The sequence below is a fragment of the Pseudomonas sp. 18175 genome (assembly GCF_050432925.1).
GTDB lineage: Bacteria > Pseudomonadota > Gammaproteobacteria > Pseudomonadales > Pseudomonadaceae > Aquipseudomonas.
In genome coordinates this window covers 118,320-139,584 of the sequence record NZ_JBKFTO010000003.1, presented here as the reverse complement: position 1 = coordinate 139,584, position 21,265 = coordinate 118,320, and the positions used below count along the sequence as shown (strand labels likewise).

The window sequence follows — 21,265 nt, the reverse complement described above, 5'->3', positions numbered from 1 at the left end:
TGTGCATGTTTCGTCGGGTTTAAATGTTTAAAGTCCTACATTTATAGTGTTAGTAACGGGCGAACCAGACGTGCAAGTTCTTCTTTATTTAACGGCTTTGATAAGTAGCCAAGCATGGGTAAGCCGCGATGCAGGGCTTGGGAGATCAAGTTGGCGAGTTCCTGTGTGGGCAGTCCGCTTAGCAGAATGGCGGCAGTGGTAAAGCGTCGGCGACTGGCAATTTCAATCAGTTCGAGCCCTGGCAGGTCAGGCAGGCACTGGTCGCACAGCAGCAGGTCGAAGGGGCTCAAGGCCTGGCTCATCAAATGGATCGCCTGCTCGGCGTTTTCGGCTGGGGTCAGCCGTTCGAACCCGAAACTTCTGAGCAGGCACTGGGTGGCCAGGAGCTGAAAGGGATGATCCTCCACCAATAGGATACGAAGAGGGTAACTGGGCATTGAGGGCACACGATGAGTCAAGCGTCGAAGGGGGGGCGCGTAGGAATGCCTCGCCCGGGGCGTGCGCGATTATTCATTGGGTATTTGTGCGAACTCGATCAGGCCGCTCTGTTCCATTCGTAGGTAGATTCCTTTCAGGGAACAGGCAGCTTGATCGCTCTGTTTATTGAGGGCTGGAACGCCCAGTCATTTCACGCGCCATCTCGGTGGCATAGCTGTCGGTCATGCCGGCGATAAAGTCGATCATACGCAGGAATGAGGCGTGTAACGGCCAGGCCGGGTTGGGGGCGTTGTTGCCCAGCAAATCCAGAATGCGCCGGTTCTTGAACGACGGCGTACGCCCGCCATGCTGTTCCAGAGCCGCCCCGCAGAAGGCGTTCAAGAGGATTTCCAGGGTGGTGTAGGCGCCGATTTCATGCAGGGTCTTGCGCTTGTCCTGGAAGATCTTCTTGCGGGCCATGTCCTTGGCGTCCAGCACGCAACGCTTGGCCGGGCCGTGCATATGTTCCACCAGATCGCCCGGCAGGGTACCGGCCAACAAAGCGTCTTGCTGCTCGACGAAAGCCCTGGCCGCAGCGTTGGTCAGGTGTTCGATGGCTTTGCCGCGCAGGATTGCCAATTTGCGCCGGCGTGAATCCTGGGAGCCCAGTTGCCGATAGGTCTGGGGCAGGTCATCGCCCACTAGGTCGAGCAGCAGCGATTCGACTTCGGCGTACTCCAGCAACTCCATTTCCAGGCCGTCCTCCAGGTCGATCAAGGCGTAACAGATGTCGTCCGCCGCCTCCATCAGATACACCAAGGGGTGACGGGCCCAGCGTTGTTCCTCAAGTTGAGGCAGGCCCAGCTTGTGGGCGATTTGCTCAAGAATCGGCAGCTCGCTCTGGTAGCAGCCGAACTTGTGTTTCTTGTAGCCCAGAGAATCGGCGTGGCGAGCGGTCCAGGGGTATTTCAGGTAAGTCCCAAGGGTGGCGTAGGTCAGCCGCGTGCCGCCGTCGAACTGGTGGTATTCCAGCTGGGTCAGCACCCGGAAGCCTTGGGCGTTACCTTCGAAATTGAGGAAGTCATTGCGCTCGGCGCTGCTCATGTCGTCCAGCCAGCCACGTCCTGCCGCTTGTTGGAACCAATGGCGGATGGCGTCTTCGCCGGAGTGTCCGAAGGGCGGGTTGCCGATGTCATGGGCCAGGCAGGCCGATTGCACCACCATGCCCAGGTCGCTCGGGTCGCACCAGTCGGGCAGGGCGTTACGCAGGGTTTCGCCCACGCGCATGCCCAGGGAGCGCCCCACACAGCTGACTTCCAGCGAGTGGGTCAGGCGGGTATGGATATGGTCGTTGCTGGACACCGGGTGCACCTGGGTCTTGCGGCCCAGGCGGCGGAACGCGCCGGAGAAGATAATGCGGTCATGGTCTTTGTGAAACGGGCTGCGGCCCAGTTCTTCCGGGCTGTGCAGGGGCTTTCCAAGACGTTCGCGGGTAAGCAGGGTGGGCCAATCCAAGGCGGGTACTCTCCGTGCGGTGAATGACCCCCCCAGCTTCCCGGTTCGGCGCGGCCTGGGCAAGCGAAAATCTACAGCCCGGCCGCGTCGATATCGATTAACAGCAAGCGCTGACCGTTATCGAAGAATTGTCCGGCCGTGAGGCAGTACTGGTTGGTCGTGGCATCGCGGTAGGTCGAGGACAAGGTCAGGCGCCGCTCCTCCCAGCCTTCGGCCAGCAGGTGATAAAAATACGGGCGCCACGACCAGTTATGCCCCAGGTAGCGGCTGTCGGCCTGCCAGGCGTCCTGGCGCCATTCGAAGTTTGGGGTCAGTTGGGTGCCATGGCGGTCGCACTGGTAAAACCGCAGCAGCCATGGGAAGGCTGGCAGTTGGGGTAATTGGCTCAGGGGAGCCTGGGTCTGAGCCCAGGTTTGCAGAATTCTCATCAGTTCGGCCAATTGCTGGCGCAACTGCATGATGCGCCCGCGTTCCGCCAGTTTTTGCTGTACATAGGTTTTACGCAGTTGGGCAAAGCGTGGCACGAAGGCGTCGTCGGCGAACCAATCCAACTGCGCTTGGGCAAACAAGTAGCCCTGCACATAACGCGAGCCGCACTCCAGGGCAAAGCTCAACTGGGCTTCGGTTTCCACACCTTCGGCGATAATCCAGCAGCCAGTCTTCTCGGCCATTTGTGCGAGGGCCCGCACCACCTCACTGCTCGGCCCACCACGGGCGGCTTCCTGGAACAGGCGCATGTCCAGCTTGAGAATATCCGGCTGCAAGGCCAGCACGCGATCAAGCTGGGAATAGCCGGCGCCAAAATCATCGATGGCGATCCGCGCCCCGGCTTCGCGATAACGTGCCACCACGTCAGCCAGGCGCCGGATATCGCCGCCCAGTTCAGTAATCTCGAACACGATGCGCCGTGGGTCGACCCCATGGCTGTGGATCTGCTTGAGGCTCGGCAGTGCCTGGCCGGGGCGCAGGCGGTTGATCCAGCGCGGTGAGATGTTCAGGCTCAGGAACCAGTCTTCGGGCGCTTCGTGCAGGCGGCTCAGGGCGTTGTCGCGAATCTGCCGGTCGAGGCGGCGCAAGGACACGCCTGGCGTGCGAGGGTCGGCGAACAGCGGGCCCACCGACTGCAGGCGCCCGTCGGCTTGGCGTAGACGGCCCAGGGCCTCGACGCCAGCGATGCGGCCGGTGGCAGTGTCGATAAACGGCTGGAAGCAGGCGAGCGGTTGCCCGTCGATCACGGGGCCTCCTTAAAAGAGAGCTGGCGAAAAAAAGGCCCGGTCCTTCAAAACGAAGACCGGGCCGATTCTGTTAGCAAGAATGCAGCCAGCCAGGCTCAACTTTTGCGCGAAGAGCCTTGCATGGCCAATTTGATCAGCGGGATCAGGCCCGCGCCGAGCCGTACCAGGCGGGTGAGGCTGCTGATACTGCCGCCCTTGGCGCCCTTGCCGGTAAAGAAGCCCATCAGCGTCACGGCGGCCACGCCCCACAGCGGCGCGTGCTTGATGCCCAGGCTGTCCTGCCAGTTCTGGCCCAGGTTGCGCACCTTGGTCAACGGCACCAGCAATTGCTGGGATTCGTGACGGATCTCCTGGCGGTGCATTTCCATGCGCAGGCGAATCAACGCCTTGCGCATTTCCCGCCGTGAAGTGTTGTGTGGCAATTCAGTCAGGCTCATGGCAACAGGCGCTCCCGGTCATTGGCCAACTCTTCGAGGGTGGCGTGGAACGGCGTGGACTCGTCGAACACCGCCGCTTTCAAACGCACCCCGCAGAACGCTGCGGCCAGGGTGTAGAACACGCAGAGGCAGATGATGCCGGTCAAGCGGTAGCCGGTGTCCCACACCAGGATCATCACCAGGGTCGACAAGCCCACCAGCAACAACAGGGCGAACACCAACGCCAAGCCTGCAAACAACAGCAGGCTGACCGTGCGGGCTTTTTGCTCCTGCAATTCGATGCCAAACAGTTCGACGTGGCTGTGCAGCAAGCCCAGTACGGCCGCGCCCAGACGCCTTGAGGTTGTGCCCGTAGACGAGCCGGTTTCGCCGATAGACATAGGGTTAGCGCCTTGTGGCCAGCAGGCCGATCAGAAAGCCGACGCCGGCGGCAATACCCACCGACTGCCAAGGGTTGGCCTGCACGTAATCTTCGGTGGCGGTGACCGCCGCCTGGCCGCGTTCGCGTAGGGAGTCTTCGGTCAGTTGCAGGGTTTCACGGGCCTTGAGCAGGCTGTCGTGAATCTTGGTGCGCAGTTCATCGGCTTGGTCGCCGGCCAGCACCTTGGTGTCGTCCAGCAACTTTTCAGTGTCACTGACCAGGGTTTGAAAATCCGCCAGCAGTATTTCTTGAGCAGTCTTTGCAGTTCTTCTGGCCATGGTTATCTCCGTGATTGGCTGAATCTGTACATGTGTTTTCGAGTCACCGGTATCGGTGAAGGTTCAGTGCAATTGTCTGGTACAGCTTTTGCTTTGCCTTGGTGCGCATGCCTCGGGGCTTGCGCTGAATCCGGGCGGTGGGGCAGGAAGCCTTCAAAAACCTTACCCTAAATAACTGAAACTCGCGGAAAAACCCTGTCGGCAACGGCTTGTGGAGTTGATCGCTGCGCTAAAGCGGTTCACGCCCTCTGAAGAGGGGCGGAGCCGAGAGTGCCAATTTAGTGCGCGCAACCCTGGCTTGAACCGCTTTGGTGCTTTTTGCCTTTATTACAGGCCTGCCAACCTCCATGGAAAACCTGCAAAGTGCGGTGGACACCCTCGTCCATAGTTCCAACACCCTGTTTATCCTGATTGGCGCGGTCATGGTCCTGGCCATGCACGCCGGCTTCGCGTTCCTGGAAGTCGGTACGGTGCGCCAGAAGAACCAGGTCAACGCCTTGTCGAAGATCCTCAGCGACTTTGCCATCTCCACATTGGCCTATTTCTTTATAGGCTATTGGATCTCCTATGGCGTGACCTTCATGCAACCGGCGGCGGTGATCAGTGCCGACCACGGATATGGCCTGGTGAAGTTCTTCTTCCTGCTGACCTTTGCAGCGGCGATTCCGGCGATCATCTCCGGTGGCATCGCCGAGCGTGCACGTTTTGTTCCGCAGTTGTGCGCCACCGCGCTGATCGTGGCGTTTATCTACCCGTTCTTCGAAGGCATGGTGTGGAACGGCAATTTTGGCCTGCAAGCCTGGTTACTGGCGACCTTTGGCGCCAGCTTCCATGATTTTGCCGGTTCCGTGGTGGTGCACGCCATGGGCGGCTGGCTGGCGTTGGCGGCGGTGTTGCTGTTGGGGCCACGCAATGGGCGCTACCGTGAAGGGCGCCTGGTGGCCTTTGCACCGTCGAGCATTCCGTTTCTGGCGCTGGGCTCGTGGATTTTGATCGTGGGCTGGTTCGGCTTTAACGTGATGAGCGCGCAAACCCTCGATGGCGTAAGCGGCCTGGTGGCCGTCAACTCGCTGATGGCGATGGTCGGCGGTACCGTCGCAGCCTTGATCATCGGCCGCAATGACCCAGGCTTCCTGCACAACGGCCCGTTGGCCGGGCTGGTGGCGATCTGTGCCGGTTCCGACCTGATGCACCCGGTGGGCGCGCTGGTTACCGGTGTGGTGGCGGGCGGCCTGTTTGTGTGGTGCTTTATTGCGGCTCAAGACCGCTGGAAGATCGATGACGTGCTCGGCGTATGGCCACTGCACGGGCTGTGCGGCGTGTGGGGCGGTATCGCCTGCGGTATCTTCGGCCAGACCGCGCTGGGCGGCCTGGGTGGCGTCAGCCTGATCAGCCAGTTGATCGGCACCGCCCTTGGCGTGGTGGTGGCGCTGGGCGGTGGCTTGCTGGTGTACGGCGCGATCAAGCGCGTGCACGGGCTGCGCCTGAGCCAGGAAGAGGAATACTACGGCGCGGACCTGTCGATCCATAAGATCGGTGCGGTCAGTCAGGATTGATCGGCGGTTCGGCCGGTTGATAAAAGCCGTGCAGCAGGCGATAGCGGTTCTGCCGCACTTCATCGACCCGCGCCTGCACCTGTTGGTCCGGCAGGCCCAGCAGGACCAAGGCGTGGGAGGCGAGCATCAGGCTCGACTCCAAGAGTTCGGGCACCACCTCGCTGGCGCCCGCGGCTTTTAGTTCAGCCAATTGGCTGTCATCGCGGGTGCGTACCAGGATCGGCACTACGGGGTTGATCCGCCGCGCCTCCTTCAGCACCACCAGCGCCACGTCGGTGTCGTCCACGGCAATCACCACCAACCGGGCCCGCTCCAAGCCCACGGCACTGAGCAGCGCCCCCCGCCGGCAATCGCCGTAATGCACGCTGCTGTCTTCGCTGGCGGCTTCCTGCACCCGTTCCGGGTCATCGTCCAGGGCGATAAAAGCCTGTTGTTCACGCCGCAAAAAGCGCCCGATGGACTGGCCTACGCGGCCATAACCGCAGATCACCGCATGCCCGCGCAACTCGGCGTTGAGTGCGGTGATTTCCTCCAGTTGCACCTGCTGGTTGGGTTTACGGTGCAGGCGCAGGGCAATGCCCGGCGCGGCGCGCAACAGCAGGGGGGTGAGCAGCATCGAACAGAAGGTGGCAGCCAGCAGCAAGCCATTAAACTCATCCGGAATCAGCCGGCTTTGTTGCATCTGCGCCATCAACGCGAAACAGAACTCGCCGCCCTGGGCCAGGGCGAGGCCGCTGCGCCAGGCGGTTTCGCTGTCGCTACCGCGCCACTTGACCAGCGCGGCCACCACGCAGCCTTTGACCAGCATCAAGGTGAGGGTCAGGCCGAGGATCAACAGGCTGTGGCTGACGAACAATTGCAGGTCGATCAGCATGCCGATACTGACGAAAAACAGCCCCAGCAGAATGTCGCGAAAGGGGCGGATATCGGCCTCGATCTGATGCCGATAATGGCTTTCTCCCAACAGCATGCCGGCCAGGAAGGCGCCGAGGGCGGGGGACAGGCCCAGCAAGTGCGTGAGCCACGCGGTGAGCAACACGATCACCAGCGCCAGCAGCACAAACAACTCCGCCGAGTGGGAGGCAGCCACCTCACGGAACAAGCGCGGCAACAACCAGCGGCTGGCCAACAGCAGGCCGACAAACAGCACCACGGTCTTGCCCAAGGTCAGCGGCAGTGCCCAATACCAGGCCTGCTCGCCGGTGCCGGCAAATACTGGCACCAGGGTCAGCAGCAATACCGCCACCACATCCTGGAACAGCAGTACGCCAATCGCGTTCTGGCCATGGCTGCTGAAAATCTCCCCAAGGCTGGTCAGCTCCTTGCTGACGATCGCCGTAGAGGACAACGCCAGCCCGGCCCCCAGCAACAGGGCGATGCCGGGTGCCACACCGAGGACCATCAACAGAAACCCCAGCAGCGCCCCGCAGCCCAACACCTGCAAACTGCCCAGGCCAAACACTACGCGGCGCAGGGCGAGCATCTTGGTCAGGGAAAATTCCAGGCCCAGGGAGAACAGCAGGAACACCACCCCCAACTCTGCCAGGTCGGGCAGTTCTTCGCTGTCGTTCACCCAGTCCAGCGCGGTGGGGCCCACGGCCAGGCCCACGCACAGGTAGCCCAGCACAGGCGGCAATTGCAGGCGCCGAAACAGCGCAATCACGACCAGGGATGAGGCCAGGATGATCAGCAGATTGGCAAACACGCGCATCTCCATTGCAAAGGGGCGGGCAAAAAGCGGCGAGGATCGCTGAATCAGTTATAGGCCATGGTGACCTGGATCAGGGTTTATGGGCTGTTGGGCGTTGAGGTGTGAGCATAGAATGATGGCCTACTTCCGATCAGGTCACGTTGTCATGCCGTCTGAATGCCAGTTGTTTACCACGCTGGGCTGCCATTTGTGTGAACTCGCCGAAGAAGAAATCATGCCGCTCGTCGAACACGGGCTGATGGTCGAGCTGGTGGATATCGCCGACTCCGAAGCCCTGTTCGAGACCTACGGCCTAAGGATTCCGGTGCTTCGCCGGGTCGATACCGGTGCGGAACTGGATTGGCCATTTGATACCGGGCAGGTGGTGTCCTTCCTTCTCTGACGTTTACGCGATGGCGGGTTTCCAAATATTACGTTACTGTATGTTTGTACAGCGATTGAATAGAGGGAACGCCCGTGGTGAATGTTGAACAACTGAAAAGCAGCGTCAATCGCATGTCTGCCGATGTCGTGCGCGACGCGGTGAACGAGCTGCGCCTCGACGGCCTGGTCACGGAAGGCAAGACGCCGTTTAACAAAGTGCATTTCAACACCTGCTTTGCCGAGATCGAGGCGTTGTTCCAGCGCGCGGGTTATCACAAGCAGTTGGATGTGGTGGGTTACCAAGGCTTGTTGTACGCCTTGTACGACCCGGGCCGCTGGGAAGCGGTGGACGTTCTGCGCTGGCTCAAGGAATTCACCGAGGCTGCCAGTGCCTCGCCGGTGTTGCGGGCGCAATTGGCCAAGGCCTGAGCCATGCGGGATAATGCCCGCCGGTTTTCTCCAGGCTTTACCCATGTCCACTTCGATTTTTATCCCGTCCGAGCACCAGGCCAGCACCTTGTACCTGCCACCCGGGCCTTGGGCCACGGTGCTGGACTGCCTGTGCGAGCACTTCCCTGCGATCAGCCGTGAACACTGGCTGGACCGCATCGGCCGTGGCCGGGTGCTGGACATCAACGGTAGCCCTATCAGCGTCGGCCTGGCCTACAAGGAAGGCCTGTGCATCTACTACTTTCGCGAAGTGCCGAACGAAAAGGTGATCCCGGTGCAGGAAACCATCCTGTACGCCGACGAGCATCTGGTAGTCGCCGACAAGCCCCACTTTTTGCCCGTAACGCCGGCCGGTGAATACGTCGAGCAAACCCTGTTGCGCCGCCTGATTCGCCGCCTGGACAACCCCGCGCTGGTGCCCCTGCACCGCATCGACCGGCACACGGCGGGGCTGGTGTTGTTCTCGGCCAACCCGGCAAGTCGTTCGGCCTATCAGCAGTTGTTTCCCACGCGCAAGATCGACAAATTCTACGAAGCCATCGCTCCAGCCTTACCCAACCTTACGTTTCCCATGGTGCATAAAAGCCGCCTGGTGGATGGCGAGCCGTTCTTTCGCATGCAGGAAGGGCCTGGCGCCAGCAACACCGAAACGGCCGTGGAGGTTCGCGAGAAAAATGGCGAGCTATGGCGCTACGGCCTGTTCCCCGTGACCGGCAAGAAGCACCAGCTGCGTGTGCATATGACTGCGCTGGGGGCGAGTATCTGTAACGACCCGTTTTACCCGGACGTGATCAAGGATGCCATGGACGACTACGCCAACCCGCTCAAACTGCTGGCCCAGGGCGTACGTTTTATCGACCCGGTCAGTGGCCAAGAGCGCCAGTTCCGCAGCCAGATCACCCTCGATTGGTAACCCCGGAAACGACAAGGCCCGCGCGAGGCGGGCCTTGTTGGCATACGCTAAGATTTACAAGTCTTTAACGGTGCGGACCTGATCCTTGTTGATACGGGTCTGCTTGCCGTCCAGTTGTTCGAACTCGTAGAAGCCCGAATCCTTATCGAATTTAGGGGTGTCGACGGCCTGGATTTCGCGACCGTCATTCAGGGTGATCACTGTTGGCGAGGCGCAACCGGCGAGGGTAGCGAGGCCCAGTGCAAGCATGAGAGCGGCGATGGTCCGTTGAGTCATGGTGTTGTCTCCGAGAGAATTCTTTTGAAATGCTGACCTTGTGACGCGCGAGGCGTCGACAAAGTTCCGGCTGCGAGGTTCATTCTGACACGCCCGGCCTCGGGAGCAACAGCTCGGGTGTATTCAGGTTGGCCAGGCGTGGATCATCCCCCGGGCACTCCAGGCCCACGCCGCCCAGTTGCAGGAAAACCTTGCGCGGGCTGCGTTCACCGGCGTGCCAGGCACTGTCCACCGCGTCGCGCAGGGCCGTGGGGAGGATGCAGATCAGCGGCTCCCAGAACTCACCATGACGCACCATCACTGGCAGCAGCGGGTTGCGCTGCGCCGTCTCACGCAGCTCGGCCAGCAGTCCGGCATCGATAGTGGGCACATCGCACGGCAATATCAGTAGATGCCCATGCTGCGCAGCGCCGAGGCCTGCGCGGATACCGGCGAGGGGGCCGGGAAAGTCCGGGCTGTCGTCGCTCACCAGTTGGTCGGCATACGCTGCATAGCGCTCATGGTTGCGGTTGCACGAGATGATCAGGTCATCGGTCAGCGGCCGGGCCAGGCGTTGCAAATGGGCGATCAGCGGCTCGCCCCGCCAATCCAGCAGGCCCTTGTCCTGGCCGCCCATGCGTTGGCCACGGCCACCGGCCAGCAGCAAAATGGAACAGGGCAGGGGCGAAGAATCGAAGGACATGGCAGTTCCGCAGCGGCAGGCAAATGGGGCCCTGTGATATAACACCGGCCTGTTTCTTCGACAACCGGACCGTGCCATGAAAGCCAAGGCTGATGCGCCCTTCGTACCCCTGAATATCGCTGTATTGACCGTCAGCGACACCCGCACCCTGGACACCGACACCTCGGGCCAGGTCTTCGTCGACCGTCTAACCGCCGCTGGCCACAACCTGGCCGAGCGCGTATTGCTCAAGGACGACCTCTACAAAATCCGCGCCCAGGTCGCCCATTGGATCGCCGAAGACGTGGTGCAAGTGGTGCTGATCACCGGCGGTACCGGCTTTACCGGCCGCGACAGCACCCCCGAAGCCGTGAGCTGCCTGCTGGACAAGCAGGTCGACGGTTTTGGCGAACTGTTCCGCCAGATCTCCGTGGCCGATATCGGCACCTCCACTGTGCAATCGCGCGCCCTGGCCGGGTTGGCCAATGGCACCTTGGTGTGCTGCCTGCCGGGCTCCACCAATGCCGTGCGCACCGGTTGGGACGGCATCCTCGCCGAGCAACTGGACAACCGCCATCGCCCGTGCAACTTCGTGCCGCACTTGAAGCAGGCCGAACCCTGTGAATCCCGTGGGTAAGCCGGGCAAGACCGGCGCCTTGATGCCGGTAGAGCAGGCCTTGCAGCAACTGCTGGACATGGCCGCAGCCGCGCCGATCCGCGAGCAGCAAACGTTGCCACTGGCTGATTGCGATGGCCGCGTATTGGCCCAGGACCTGGTCTCCACGCTCGATTTGCCGCCGTGGCCCAACAGCGCCATGGACGGTTACGCCCTGCGCGTCGCGGACTGGACCGGCGAGCCGCTGCTGGTCAGCCAGCGCATCTTCGCCGGGCAGGCGCCACAGCCCCTGGCCGCCGGTACCTGTGCGCGCATCTTCACCGGCGCGCCAGTCCCCGAAGGTGCCGACTGCGTAGAGATGCAGGAAAACGCCGTGGTCCACGCCGACGAGCGTGTGAGCTTTACCGAGCCGTTGCACATTCAGCAGAACATCCGCCCCCAAGGGCAGGAAACCACTATCGGCGAGTTGGTATTAACCGCCGGCACGCGCCTGGGCCCGATTGAACTCGGCCTTGCCGCGTCCCTCGGTCACGACCGGCTGGCCGTGGTGCGTCGCCCGCGTGTGGCGGTGCTGTCCACCGGTGACGAGTTGATCGAACCCGGCCTGCCGCTGGGCCCTGGCCAGATCTACAACAGCAACCGCCGCGTGCTGTGTTCGTGGCTTGAACGCATGGGCTGTGAAGTGATGGATGCTGGCATCCTGCCTGATGACCTGGAACAGACCCGCACACGCCTGGGGGATTTGGGCAGCGTCGACTTGATTCTATCCACCGGCGGTGTGTCGGTGGGCGAAGCGGACTTCCTCGGCATCGCCCTGCGCGAAGAGGGCGAGCTGGCGCTGTGGAAACTGGCGATCAAACCTGGCAAGCCGCTGACCTTTGGGCATTTTCGTGGTGTGCCGGTGATTGGCCTGCCGGGTAACCCGGCCTCGACGCTGGTGACCTTTGCACTGTTGGCGCGGCCCTACCTGTTGCGCCGCCAAGGCGTGGCGGATGTCGAGCCGCTGCGCTTCGAAGTGCCGGTGGGCTTCGAGTGGCCAAAACCGGGCAACCGCCGCGAGTACCTGCGCGGGCGTATCGAACAGGGCAAGGCGATCATCTACCGCAACCAAAGCTCCGGCGTGCTGCGCAGCGCGGCATGGGCGGAAGGGTTTGTGGAGGTGTTGGAGGGGACGACGTTGACAACGGGGGATACCGTCAACTTCATCCCCCTCAGCGAGGTCTTGAACTAAACATCGATTCAAATGTGGGAGGGGGCTTGCTCCCGATAGCAGTGCACCAGTCAACATTTTCATTACTGACCCACTGCAATCGGGAGCAAGCCCCCTCCCACATTTGGATCTCTGTATGCCTGTGGCTACTCAGTAGTCGTCCCCACGTTCCGTCACGTCCCGCTCCACCGGCCCCGCATCCGGGTCATACCCCACCGGGAACTTGCCCTTCAACGTCCAGGCAAACGCGATGATCTCCGCTACCGTGCGGTACAACTCTTCGGGAATACTGTCCCCCAGTTCCATGCGCGCCAGCAGCTTCACCAGCTCGGCATTCTCATAGATCGGCACTTCATTTTCCCGCGCCAATTTCAGGATCGCTTCGGCCAACGCGTCGTCGCCCTTGGCCGTTAACGTGGGTGCTTGTTGGCCATCGTACTTGAGGGCAATTGCCTGGCGCGGCGGTGTGGGGTTCTTCATGCGGTTTCATCCACCCAGCGTTGCTCCAGTCCGGTCTTCGGCCCGCGTGGCGGGGTGCCGAGGTGGCAATCGAGGTCGCCGACGTTGATGCCCGAGGTCACCAGGCGCTCACGCAGGTTGCCTAGGTGGCTTTCGATCAAGCTCGCAGTAAACGCCCGTGTCGCCCATAACTGGCTCGACAACTTGCCCTGGCTCAGTTGCGCCTGGACCTGCAATGGCCCCAGGGGCTCCATGTCGAAAGCCAATTCGACACGCCAGAGCATTTGCTTGGGGTCTTTCCTGTCTTTGCGTTCGGGCTGGTCTTTATCGGGCGCCGGCTCTTCGCGCTGGAACTTGACCTGCAGCGGCACGATGTCCTGCAAGGTGCGCAGGGGGATTTCCAGCTGCCAGGTGGTTTGCAGGCGGCCGTCGGCGGTGGTGCCGGTCTGTTCCAGGCTCGACAGCTGATGGCTTTGCAGGCGCGAGATAGCGCCAGCGGCCAGGCGCAGCAGGTTTTCCAGGTCGCCTTCGCCTTCCAGTTTGGCCATCAGCCGTTCGGGCAGCGGGAAACCGGCCGGTGCCTGGCGGGCGCTGACCTGGCCGAGGGTGTTCAGCGGGCTGCGCACAAAGTTGGGTAGCACCTGGGCCAGGGTGTTGGCGGCCAGGATCGCATTCAGGTTGGTGCTGGCGGGCAGGGTGGGCAGCAAGTCGGCCACCAGGCGCAATAGGGCGCCTTTCATGTCCAGCGGTGGAACCCCAGGGTTCTGCCCGGCGAGCAACTTGGCTTCAAGAAAGGCTCCGCTATTTTGCACAACCTGCGCCAGCACCTTGGGGTTACTGACTTGGGCCAAATCGGGCAGGGCAGCCAGTAAACGGTCGGCGGCGCTGCGCAGTTCGGCGGAGGTGCTTTCGTTGCGCGGCAGGTTTTGAAGGGCAGTGAAAACCGCGTCCAGCGAGCCCTGGCGGCTTTGCTGGGTGGACAGTTGCTGGGTAACCGCCAACTGATCCTTGAGCCCGCTCAGCGGCACAAAATTCAGGCTTTGCGCGTCCTGCACCACGGCGCTGAGCAGGCTTCCAACCCGCAACGGCTGCGGACTCTCCAGCGTCAACGTCGCGCCAGCCAGGGCGTTGTTGAGTACGGTGACCAATGAGCGATAGATCGCCGGTTGCCCCGTGCCTTGGGGCAGCATCTGGGTGGTCAGCACCTTGGCCTGCAACAGCGTGCCCACGGGCATCTGGTGGGTATCGATGCGGGTGAGGGCGGCCACATTGGCGCTCAAGGCTTGTTGCAGGGTGAGGGTCAGGTTGCCCGCAGGCGTCTGGCTTACAGCCACGTTGCTGCCCAACGGCAACGGTTGTGCGCTGCTGGCTTGCACCAGCGTTTGACGGCCGCCGTCCAGGGTCAACTTGAGCAATAGCTGAAAGGCTTCACCGCCTTGTTTCAGGGCGATCACTTCGGCGTTCGCGGTTTTCCCGGGCGCGATCAGGCCGATTTGCGGCTCCAACAGTTTCAGCAATTCACCGCTGGCAGACAGCGAGGCAGGCCCGGTGGCCTGGGCAGGTGCAAGCGTAGGAAGGTTGATCTCACCGGTCATCGTGCGCGCCGTCTTGAAGGAAATTGCCCTCTTTAGAGTAGGGCATCGCATGTATAATGCGGCCCGTCTGCAAAGAGAGCGTTAAAAACTACACAACTATTTGATCCAGCTCTCTAAAACCGGTCGCCAAAGCCGTTATTGTGCATTTCTCTTTAACGGCCGCTGCACCGCCGACTTGAACCGTAAAGGCCCGCGATCTTTTGACCAGCCCTCTTCTTGAAGCCGTAGCGCTCTCCTGTGAACGCGACCTGCGCCTGCTGTTCGAACACCTCGAACTGCGGCTGACGGGCGGCGACATGGTGCAGGTCAGCGGGCCCAACGGCAGCGGCAAGACCAGTTTGCTGCGGCTGCTGGCCGGGTTGATGCAGCCGACGGCCGGTGGGGTGCGACTCAACGGCAAGCCCCTCAGCGAGCAACGCACGGAGCTGGCCCGCAACCTGGTGTGGATCGGCCACGCCGCGGGTATCAAGGACGTGCTCACCGCCGAAGAAAACCTCAGCTGGCTCAGCGCCCTGCATCACCCGGCGTCCCGTGAAGCCATCTGGCAGGCCCTGGCCGTCGTGGGTCTCAAGGGTTATGAAGATGTACCCTGCCACACCTTGTCCGCCGGCCAGCAGCGCCGCGTGGCGTTGGCCCGTTTGTACTTGCCGGGCCCGCCGTTGTGGATTCTCGACGAACCCTTCACCGCCCTCGATAAACAAGGCGTCGTCCAGTTGGAAGAACACTTGGCCCAGCATTGCGAGAAGGGTGGCCTGGTGGTCCTCACCACCCACCACACCCTGAACCGTATGCCCGCCGGTTACCGTGACCTGGATCTGGGGCGGTGGTCAGCATGAGTGTGTTCGCCCTGTTGGTGGCCCGCGAAGCGCGGTTGTTGTGCCGTCGCCCGGCGGAGTTGGCCAACCCGCTGGTGTTTTTTGCCATCGTCATTGCGCTGTTCCCGCTGGCCGTTGGCCCCGAGACTAAACTGTTGCAAACCTTGTCTCCGGGACTGGTGTGGGTCGCCGCACTGTTATCGGTGTTGCTCTCGCTGGACGGGCTGTTTCGCAGTGATTTCGAAGACGGTTCCCTCGAACAGTGGGTCCTTTCGTCGCACCCTCTGCCACTACTGGTGCTGGCCAAGGTACTGGCACACTGGGCTTTTTCCGGACTGGCGCTAGTCTTGCTCTCGCCGCTGTTGGCGATGATGCTGGGTTTGCCCACCGAGTGCCTGCCGGTGCTGCTGGTATCCCTGTTGCTCGGCACGCCAACCCTCAGTTTATTGGGTGCAGTGGGGGCGGCGCTGACGGTGGGTTTGAAGCGCGGTGGCCTGTTGCTGGCCCTGCTGATTCTGCCCTTGTATATCCCGGTGTTGATCCTGGGCAGCGGTGCGTTGCAGGCCGCGCTCATGGGCATGCCGGCCACCGGTTACCTCTTGTGGCTTGGTAGCCTGACCGCCCTGGCGGTAACCCTGACACCTTTTGCTATAGCGGCCGGCCTGAAGATCAGCGTCGGCGAATAATGAGGTCTGGCCAAGCGTTACGCGCTTAGCCAGTAAAGACCCTACGCTGCTTGCATCGCCAAGCAGCAACCGTGATGGAAACAGCAATGAACTGGACCTGGTTTCACAAGCTCGGCTCGCCCAAATGGTTCTACGGCATCAGTGGCAAGCTGCTGCCGTGGTTGAGCATCGCCGCCGTGTTGCTGATCGGCATCGGCCTGGTCTGGGGCCTGGCCTTCGCGCCGCCGGACTACCAGCAAGGCAACAGCTTTCGCATCATCTATATCCACGTGCCCGCCGCGATGCTGGCTCAGTCCTGCTACGTGATGCTGGCCGTGTGCGGCATCGTCGGCCTGGTGTGGAAGATGAAACTGGCGGACGTGGCCCTGCAATGCGCGGCGCCCATCGGCGCGTGGATGACCGCCGTGGCGCTGGTCACCGGCGCCATTTGGGGCAAGCCGACCTGGGGCTCGTGGTGGGTGTGGGATGCGCGACTAACGTCCATGTTGATCCTGTTGTTCCTGTACTTCGGTCTCATTGCCTTGGGCAACGCCATCAGTAATCGTGACAGCGCCGCCAAGGCCTGCGCAGTGCTGGCGATTGTCGGCGTGATCAACATCCCGATCATCAAGTACTCGGTGCAGTGGTGGAACACCCTGCACCAGGGCGCCACGTTCACCCTTACCGAAAAACCGGCGATGCCCGTGGAAATGTGGGCGCCGCTCTTACTGATGGTGCTGGGGTTCTACTGCTTCTTCGGCGCCGTGCTGCTGATGCGCATGCGCCTTGAAGTGCTCAAGCGTGAAGCCCGCGCCAGTTGGGTCAAGGCCGAAGTCCAAGGCAGCCTGGGGGCGCGCGCATGAGTTTTGCTTCGTTCAGTGATTTTCTCGCCATGGGCCATCACGGCCTGTACGTCTGGACGGCCTATGGCATCTGCCTGGCGGTGCTGGCCCTCAACGTTGCCGCGCCGATCCTGGCCCGCAAGCGTTACCTGCAACAAGAGGCGCGTCGTCTGCGCCGGGAGACCGAAAAGTGAATCCGCTGCGTAGAAAGCGTCTGTTGATCATCCTTGCCATTCTGGCCGGCGTCGGCATTGCCGTGGCCCTGGCCTTGAGCGCGTTGCAGCAGAACATCAACCTGTTCTACACCCCCACCCAGATCGCCAATGGCGAAGCCCCGCTGGACACGCGCATTCGCGCCGGTGGCATGGTGGAGAAGGGCTCGCTCAAACGCTCTTCCGACTCCCTCGACGTGACCTTCGTGGTCACCGATTTCAGCAAATCCGTGACCATCACGTACCGCGGCATCCTCCCGGACCTGTTCCGCGAAGGCCAGGGCATCGTCGCCCTGGGCAAACTCAATGCCGACGGCGTAGTGGTGGCCGATGAAGTGCTGGCCAAGCACGATGAAAAATACATGCCGCCGGAAGTCACCAAGGCCCTGAAAGACAGCGGCCAGTCCGCACCCACCCCCGCCAAGGAGGGCTAAGTGATGACGTCCGCACTGTTTATTCCCGAGCTGGGCCAATTGGCGATGATCCTCGCCCTGTGTTTTGCCGTGGTGCAAGCCGTGGTGCCGTTGCTCGGCGCGTGGCGTGGCGACCGCCTGTGGATGAGCCTGGCGCAGCCCGCTGCCTGGGGCCAATTCGCGTTCCTGCTGTTTGCCTTCGGTTGCCTGACCTACGCCTTTATGACTGACGACTTTTCCGTTGCGTATGTGGCCAATAACTCCAATTCTGCCTTGCCCTGGTACTACAAGTTCAGCGCCGTGTGGGGCGCCCATGAAGGCTCGCTGCTGTTGTGGGCGTTGATCCTCGGCGGCTGGACCTTCGCCGTGTCGGTGTTTTCGCGCCAACTGCCGCAAGTGATGCTGGCGCGGGTGCTGGCGGTGATGGGCATGATCAGCATCGGCTTCCTGCTGTTTTTGATCATGACCTCCAACCCGTTCAGCCGCATCCTGCCGCAGATCCCGCAGAACGGACATGACCTCAACCCGTTGCTGCAAGACATCGGTTTGATTGTGCACCCGCCGATGCTCTACATGGGTTACGTGGGTTTCTCCGTGGCCTTCGCCTTCGCTATTGCTGCCTTGCTGGGCGGGCGTTTGGATGCCGCGTGGGCACGTTGGTCGCGGCCCTGGACCATCGTCGCCTGGGCCTTTCTCGGCATCGGTATCACCCTGGGTTCCTGGTGGGCCTATTACGAACTCGGCTGGGGCGGCTGGTGGTTCTGGGACCCGGTGGAAAACGCCTCGTTCATGCCGTGGCTGGTGGGCACCGCGCTGATTCACTCCCTGGCTGTCACCGAAAAGCGCGGTGTGTTCAAGAGCTGGACCGTGCTGCTGGCCATCGCAGCGTTTTCCCTCAGCCTGCTGGGCACCTTCCTCGTGCGTTCGGGTGTGCTGACCTCGGTGCATGCGTTTGCATCTGACCCGGCGCGCGGTGTGTTCATCCTGATTTTCCTGCTGTTTGTGGTGGGCGGTTCCCTGACGTTGTTCGCGTTGCGCGCACCGGTGGTCAAGAGCCAGGTCGGGTTCAACCTGTGGTCACGGGAAACCCTGCTGCTGGGCAATAACCTGGTGCTGGTGGTGGCCGCGTCGATGATCCTGCTGGGCACGCTCTACCCGTTGGTGTTGGATGCGCTGAGCGGCGCCAAGTTGTCCGTTGGGCCGCCGTACTTCAACGCGTTGTTTATCCCGTTGATGGGCCTGTTGATGGTGGTGATGGCGGTCGGCGTGCTGGTGCGCTGGAAAGACACCCCGGTGAAATGGCTGGTGGGCATGCTGATGCCGGTGCTGCTGGGCAGTGTTGCCTTGGCGGTGATCGCCGGTGTCGCCTACGGCGACTTCAACTGGGCGGTGTTGGCCACCTTCCTGCTGGCGGCCTGGGTGTTGTTGGCCGGTGTGCGCGATATCGCCGACAAAACCCGTCACAAAGGTTTGCTCAAAGGCCTGCCAACCTTGACCCGCAGCTACTGGGGCATGCAGATCGCCCATATCGGCATCGCCGTGTGCGCCCTGGGCGTGGTGTTGTCCAGCCAGAACAGCGCCGAGCGCGACCTGCGCCTGGCGCCGGGCGAGTCCATGGACCTGGCCGGTTACCACTTCATCTTCGAAGGCGCCAAGCACTTCGAAGGCCCGAACTTCACCTCCGACAAAGGCACCGTGCGCGTGGTGCGCAACGGCAAGGAAGTGGCCGTGCTGCACCCGGAAAAACGCCTGTACACCGTGCAGAGTTCGATGATGACCGAAGCCGGTATCGACGCCGGTTTCACCCGCGACCTCTATGTGGCGCTGGGTGAACCGTTGGGCGACGGCGCTTGGGCGGTACGGGTGCATGTGAAGCCGTTTGTACGCTGGATCTGGTTTGGCGGTTTGCTCACCGGCTTTGGTGGTTTGCTGGCGGCGCTGGATCGGCGCTACCGGGTCAAGGTCAAGAGCCGGGTGCGTGAAGCCCTCGGCATGCAAGGAGCGGCGGTATGAAGCGTTGGTTGATGGTGTTGCCGCTGGCGGCGTTCCTGGTGGTGGCGGTGTTCCTCTATCGCGGTTTGTACCTGGACCCGGCTGAGTTGCCCTCGGCGATGATCGGCAAACAGTTCCCGGCCTTTAGCCTGCCCACCGTGCAGGGCGACAAGACCCTGACCCAGGCGGACCTGCTGGGCAAACCGGCGCTGGTCAACGTGTGGGGCACTTGGTGCATCTCCTGCCGCGTTGAGCACCCGGTGCTCAACAAGCTGGCCGAAAAAGGCGTGGTGATCTACGGCATCAACTACAAGGATGACAACACCGCCGCGCTGAAGTGGCTGGCGGAGTTCCACAACCCCTACCAGTTGGACATCCGCGATGAAGACGGCAACCTGGGCCTGAACCTCGGCGTATACGGCGCCCCGGAAACCTTCTTTATCGACGCCAAGGGTGTGATCCGCGACAAGTACGTCGGCGTGATCGACGAAGTGGTATGGCGCGAGCAATTGGCCGCCAAGTACCAGGCCCTGGTCGATGAGGCCAAGCCATGAAGCGCCTGCTAGCTGCTGCTGTCCTGGCGCTCGGCTTGGTGGGCATCGCCCACGCCGCCATCGACACCTACGAATTTGCCAGCGACGCCGAGCGCGACCGTTTCCGCGACCTGACCAAGGAACTGCGCTGCCCCAAGTGCCAGAACCAGGACATCGCCGACTCCAACGCGCCCATTGCCGCCGACCTTCGCAAAGAGATCTTCCGCATGCTGGGGGAGGGCAAGGACAACCAGCAGATCATCGACTTCATGGTCGACCGCTACGGTGACTTCGTGCGCTACAAACCGGCCCTCACCGGCAAGACTGCACTGCTGTGGTTTGGCCCCGCTGGCCTGTTGTTGACCGGTGTAGTGGTGATGGCCGTGATCGTGCGCCGCCGCCGTGGCGCACCGACTGATGGTTCCGACGCGCTGTCCCCTGAAGAGCGCAAACGCCTCGACCAATTGCTGGACACCAAGACTGATGATTGATTTCTGGCTCGCAGCCGGCTTGCTGCTTCTGATTGCCCTGAGTTTCCTGTTGATCCCCGTACTGCGCGACCGCCGCGCCCAGCGTGAAGAGGACCGCACCGCGTTGAACGTGGCGCTGTACCAGGAACGTGTCGCCGAGTTGCAAATGCAGCAAGACGAAGGCGTGCTCGACGCCGCCCAACTCGACGCAGGCCGCGCCGAAGCCGCCCGTGAATTGCTGGCCGACACCGAAGGCGTGGAAAAGCCTCGTGAGTCGCGCCTGGGCAAGCCGCTGCCGTTGATCGCTGCGCTTCTGGTGCCGGTATTGGGCGTGGTGCTGTACCTGCATTTTGGCGCCAGCGACAAGGTTGAACTGACCCGTGAGTTCTCCCGGCCGCCAGTGTCCATGGAAGACATGACCCACCGCCTGGAGCGCGCCGCCGCTGCCCAGCCGGACTCGGCCGAAGGTTTGTACTTCCTGGGGCGCGCCTACATGGCCCAGGACCGTTCCGCTGATGCGGCCAACGTGTTCGAACGCACCGTGGCCCTGGCCGGTCGCCAGCCGGAACTGCTCGGCCAGTGGGCCCAGGCGCAATACTTTGCCGATAACAAACAGTGGTCACCCAAGGTCCAAGCCCTGACCGACGAAGCCTTGAAGCTGGACCCGAAGGAAGTCACCAGCCTCGGCCTGCTGGGTATCGCCGCGTTTGAAGGCCAGCGTTATCAGGAAGCGATCGACTACTGGAATCGCCTGCTGGCCCAACTGCCGCCGGAAGATGGTTCCCGCGCAGCGTTGCAAGGCGGTATCGACCGTGCCGCCGACAAGCTCAAGGAGAGCGGTGGCACGGTTGCTCAAGCGCCTAAGGCAGGTCTGAAAGTGCGCGTGGATTTGTCGGCGGACGTGAAGGCCAAATCCCAGCCGGGCGACAGCGTATTTATCTTTGCCCGCGCCGTCTCCGGCCCGCCGGCGCCTCTGGCGGCCAAGCGCGTCACCGTCGCCGATTTGCCGGTAACCGTCACACTTGGCGATGCCGACGCGATGATGCCGCAGTTGAAACTGTCGAACTTCCCCGAAGTCCAACTGGTTGCGCGCATATCCCGGGCCGGTCTTCCGACCGCTGGCGAGTGGATCGGCCGCAGCCAACCCTTGGCCAGCACCACCACTGCCTTGCAGCAGCTGACCATCGACAGTCCGGATAAGTAATTTCGA

26 protein-coding genes are annotated in these 21,265 nt (G+C 62.1%); 15 read left to right on the top strand and 11 right to left on the bottom strand.

Translation table 11 applies throughout. The features are described 5' to 3' along the window. Window positions 1-41 precede the first annotated feature (41 nt). From ACLD1Y_RS05645 to ACLD1Y_RS05620, 6 genes are all read right to left on the bottom strand, one after another. Window positions 42-437, bottom strand: coding sequence for a response regulator (locus tag ACLD1Y_RS05645; protein ID WP_429476205.1), 396 nt, complete (start codon window positions 435-437; stop codon window positions 42-44). Between the two features lie 163 nt (window positions 438-600). After that, window positions 601-1,932 carry a deoxyguanosinetriphosphate triphosphohydrolase gene (locus ACLD1Y_RS05640; protein ID WP_429476203.1) on the bottom strand — a complete coding sequence of 444 codons (1,332 nt, stop codon included), beginning with the start codon at window positions 1,930-1,932 and terminating at the stop codon, window positions 601-603. 71 nt (window positions 1,933-2,003) lie between these two features. Next, the gene (locus tag ACLD1Y_RS05635; protein ID WP_429476201.1) at window positions 2,004-3,167 is read right to left on the bottom strand and encodes an EAL domain-containing protein; all 1,164 of its coding nucleotides are present in this window, start codon (window positions 3,165-3,167) and stop codon (window positions 2,004-2,006) included. 95 nt (window positions 3,168-3,262) lie between these two features. Further along, entirely contained in the window at window positions 3,263-3,604 is a 342-nt protein-coding gene (locus tag ACLD1Y_RS05630; RefSeq protein ID WP_429476199.1) for a hypothetical protein, read from the bottom strand. Then, window positions 3,601-3,984: a phage holin family protein gene (locus tag ACLD1Y_RS05625; RefSeq protein ID WP_033901397.1), complete on the bottom strand. Its 384-nt coding sequence runs from the start codon at window positions 3,982-3,984 to the stop codon at window positions 3,601-3,603. Before ACLD1Y_RS05625 ends, ACLD1Y_RS05630 begins: the two co-directional genes overlap by 4 nt. Window positions 3,985-3,988: 4 nt before the next feature. Further along, window positions 3,989-4,303 (bottom strand): DUF883 family protein, encoded by a 315-nt coding sequence (locus ACLD1Y_RS05620; protein ID WP_185708820.1) that lies wholly within the window; start codon window positions 4,301-4,303, stop codon window positions 3,989-3,991. Window positions 4,304-4,650: 347 nt separating this feature from the next. Between ACLD1Y_RS05620 and ACLD1Y_RS05615 the strand changes: the two genes are divergently transcribed. Further along, window positions 4,651-5,859 carry an ammonium transporter gene (locus tag ACLD1Y_RS05615; RefSeq protein WP_429476196.1) on the top strand — a complete coding sequence of 403 codons (1,209 nt, stop codon included), beginning with the start codon at window positions 4,651-4,653 and terminating at the stop codon, window positions 5,857-5,859. On the opposite strand, the gene ACLD1Y_RS05610 is transcribed toward ACLD1Y_RS05615, so the two are convergent. Continuing rightward, window positions 5,846-7,570, bottom strand: a complete 1,725-nt coding sequence (locus ACLD1Y_RS05610) for a cation:proton antiporter (protein WP_429476194.1) — start codon at window positions 7,568-7,570, stop codon at window positions 5,846-5,848. The genes ACLD1Y_RS05615 and ACLD1Y_RS05610 overlap by 14 nt on opposite strands. 145 nt (window positions 7,571-7,715) lie before the next feature. Between ACLD1Y_RS05610 and ACLD1Y_RS05605 the strand changes: the two genes are divergently transcribed. The 3 genes from ACLD1Y_RS05605 to ACLD1Y_RS05595 all read left to right on the top strand — a co-directional run bounded on the left by ACLD1Y_RS05605 (window position 7,716) and on the right by ACLD1Y_RS05595 (window position 9,296). Then, a complete protein-coding gene (locus ACLD1Y_RS05605) occupies window positions 7,716-7,952 on the top strand; it encodes a glutaredoxin family protein (protein ID WP_429476192.1) in 237 nt (78 codons plus the stop codon). 74 nt (window positions 7,953-8,026) lie between these two features. Further along, the gene (locus ACLD1Y_RS05600; RefSeq protein WP_003189932.1) at window positions 8,027-8,362 is read left to right on the top strand and encodes a hypothetical protein; all 336 of its coding nucleotides are present in this window, start codon (window positions 8,027-8,029) and stop codon (window positions 8,360-8,362) included. 43 nt (window positions 8,363-8,405) lie between these two features. Next, entirely contained in the window at window positions 8,406-9,296 is an 891-nt protein-coding gene (locus ACLD1Y_RS05595) for a pseudouridine synthase (RefSeq protein ID WP_429476190.1), read from the top strand. A gap of 54 nt (window positions 9,297-9,350) precedes the next feature. Here ACLD1Y_RS05595 and ACLD1Y_RS05590 read toward each other — a convergent pair whose 3' ends face one another. Beyond that, on the bottom strand, window positions 9,351-9,572 hold the full coding sequence (locus ACLD1Y_RS05590; protein WP_016978480.1) for a YgdI/YgdR family lipoprotein: 222 nt from the start codon (window positions 9,570-9,572) through the stop codon (window positions 9,351-9,353). A 79-nt stretch (window positions 9,573-9,651) separates the two neighbouring features. Continuing rightward, complete coding sequence (gene mobA, locus ACLD1Y_RS05585; protein WP_429476188.1) at window positions 9,652-10,254, bottom strand: molybdenum cofactor guanylyltransferase MobA; 603 nt, start codon at window positions 10,252-10,254, stop codon at window positions 9,652-9,654. 76 nt (window positions 10,255-10,330) lie between these two features. Here mobA and moaB point away from each other — a divergent pair, with 76 nt between their 5' ends. Then, entirely contained in the window at window positions 10,331-10,870 is a 540-nt protein-coding gene (gene moaB / locus ACLD1Y_RS05580; RefSeq protein ID WP_056857153.1) for a molybdenum cofactor biosynthesis protein B, read from the top strand. Then, window positions 10,854-12,080, top strand: coding sequence for a molybdopterin molybdotransferase MoeA (locus ACLD1Y_RS05575; protein WP_429476185.1), 1,227 nt, complete (start codon window positions 10,854-10,856; stop codon window positions 12,078-12,080). The genes moaB and ACLD1Y_RS05575 overlap by 17 nt, the downstream gene beginning before the upstream one ends. Before the next feature lie 129 nt (window positions 12,081-12,209). On the opposite strand, the gene ACLD1Y_RS05570 is transcribed toward ACLD1Y_RS05575, so the two are convergent. Beyond that, the gene (locus ACLD1Y_RS05570; RefSeq protein WP_025857891.1) at window positions 12,210-12,539 is read right to left on the bottom strand and encodes an EscU/YscU/HrcU family type III secretion system export apparatus switch protein; all 330 of its coding nucleotides are present in this window, start codon (window positions 12,537-12,539) and stop codon (window positions 12,210-12,212) included. After that, window positions 12,536-14,113 carry a flagellar hook-length control protein FliK gene (locus ACLD1Y_RS05565; RefSeq protein WP_429476183.1) on the bottom strand — a complete coding sequence of 526 codons (1,578 nt, stop codon included), beginning with the start codon at window positions 14,111-14,113 and terminating at the stop codon, window positions 12,536-12,538. The genes ACLD1Y_RS05570 and ACLD1Y_RS05565 overlap by 4 nt, the downstream gene beginning before the upstream one ends. A 200-nt stretch (window positions 14,114-14,313) precedes the next feature. On the opposite strand from ACLD1Y_RS05565, the gene ccmA reads away from it, so the two are divergent. From ccmA to ccmI, 9 genes are all read left to right on the top strand, one after another. After that, window positions 14,314-14,949, top strand: a complete 636-nt coding sequence (ccmA, locus tag ACLD1Y_RS05560) for a cytochrome c biogenesis heme-transporting ATPase CcmA (RefSeq protein WP_429476181.1) — start codon at window positions 14,314-14,316, stop codon at window positions 14,947-14,949. Further along, on the top strand, window positions 14,946-15,614 hold the full coding sequence (gene ccmB, locus ACLD1Y_RS05555) for a heme exporter protein CcmB (protein ID WP_429476179.1): 669 nt from the start codon (window positions 14,946-14,948) through the stop codon (window positions 15,612-15,614). Before ccmA ends, ccmB begins: the two co-directional genes overlap by 4 nt. A gap of 86 nt (window positions 15,615-15,700) precedes the next feature. Continuing rightward, the gene (locus tag ACLD1Y_RS05550; RefSeq protein ID WP_429476177.1) at window positions 15,701-16,456 is read left to right on the top strand and encodes a heme ABC transporter permease; all 756 of its coding nucleotides are present in this window, start codon (window positions 15,701-15,703) and stop codon (window positions 16,454-16,456) included. Then, a complete protein-coding gene (gene ccmD, locus ACLD1Y_RS05545; RefSeq protein ID WP_003172771.1) occupies window positions 16,453-16,629 on the top strand; it encodes a heme exporter protein CcmD in 177 nt (58 codons plus the stop codon). Before ACLD1Y_RS05550 ends, ccmD begins: the two co-directional genes overlap by 4 nt. Further along, the gene (gene ccmE / locus ACLD1Y_RS05540) at window positions 16,626-17,081 is read left to right on the top strand and encodes a cytochrome c maturation protein CcmE (RefSeq protein WP_429476175.1); all 456 of its coding nucleotides are present in this window, start codon (window positions 16,626-16,628) and stop codon (window positions 17,079-17,081) included. Before ccmD ends, ccmE begins: the two co-directional genes overlap by 4 nt. A 3-nt stretch (window positions 17,082-17,084) precedes the next feature. Then, entirely contained in the window at window positions 17,085-19,073 is a 1,989-nt protein-coding gene (locus ACLD1Y_RS05535) for a heme lyase CcmF/NrfE family subunit (RefSeq protein ID WP_429476173.1), read from the top strand. Then, entirely contained in the window at window positions 19,070-19,606 is a 537-nt protein-coding gene (locus tag ACLD1Y_RS05530) for a DsbE family thiol:disulfide interchange protein (protein WP_429476171.1), read from the top strand. The genes ACLD1Y_RS05535 and ACLD1Y_RS05530 overlap by 4 nt, the downstream gene beginning before the upstream one ends. Then, window positions 19,603-20,076, top strand: a complete 474-nt coding sequence (locus ACLD1Y_RS05525; protein ID WP_429476169.1) for a cytochrome c-type biogenesis protein — start codon at window positions 19,603-19,605, stop codon at window positions 20,074-20,076. The genes ACLD1Y_RS05530 and ACLD1Y_RS05525 overlap by 4 nt, the downstream gene beginning before the upstream one ends. After that, on the top strand, window positions 20,069-21,259 hold the full coding sequence (ccmI, locus tag ACLD1Y_RS05520) for a c-type cytochrome biogenesis protein CcmI (RefSeq protein ID WP_429476167.1): 1,191 nt from the start codon (window positions 20,069-20,071) through the stop codon (window positions 21,257-21,259). The genes ACLD1Y_RS05525 and ccmI overlap by 8 nt, the downstream gene beginning before the upstream one ends. Window positions 21,260-21,265 lie beyond the last annotated feature (6 nt).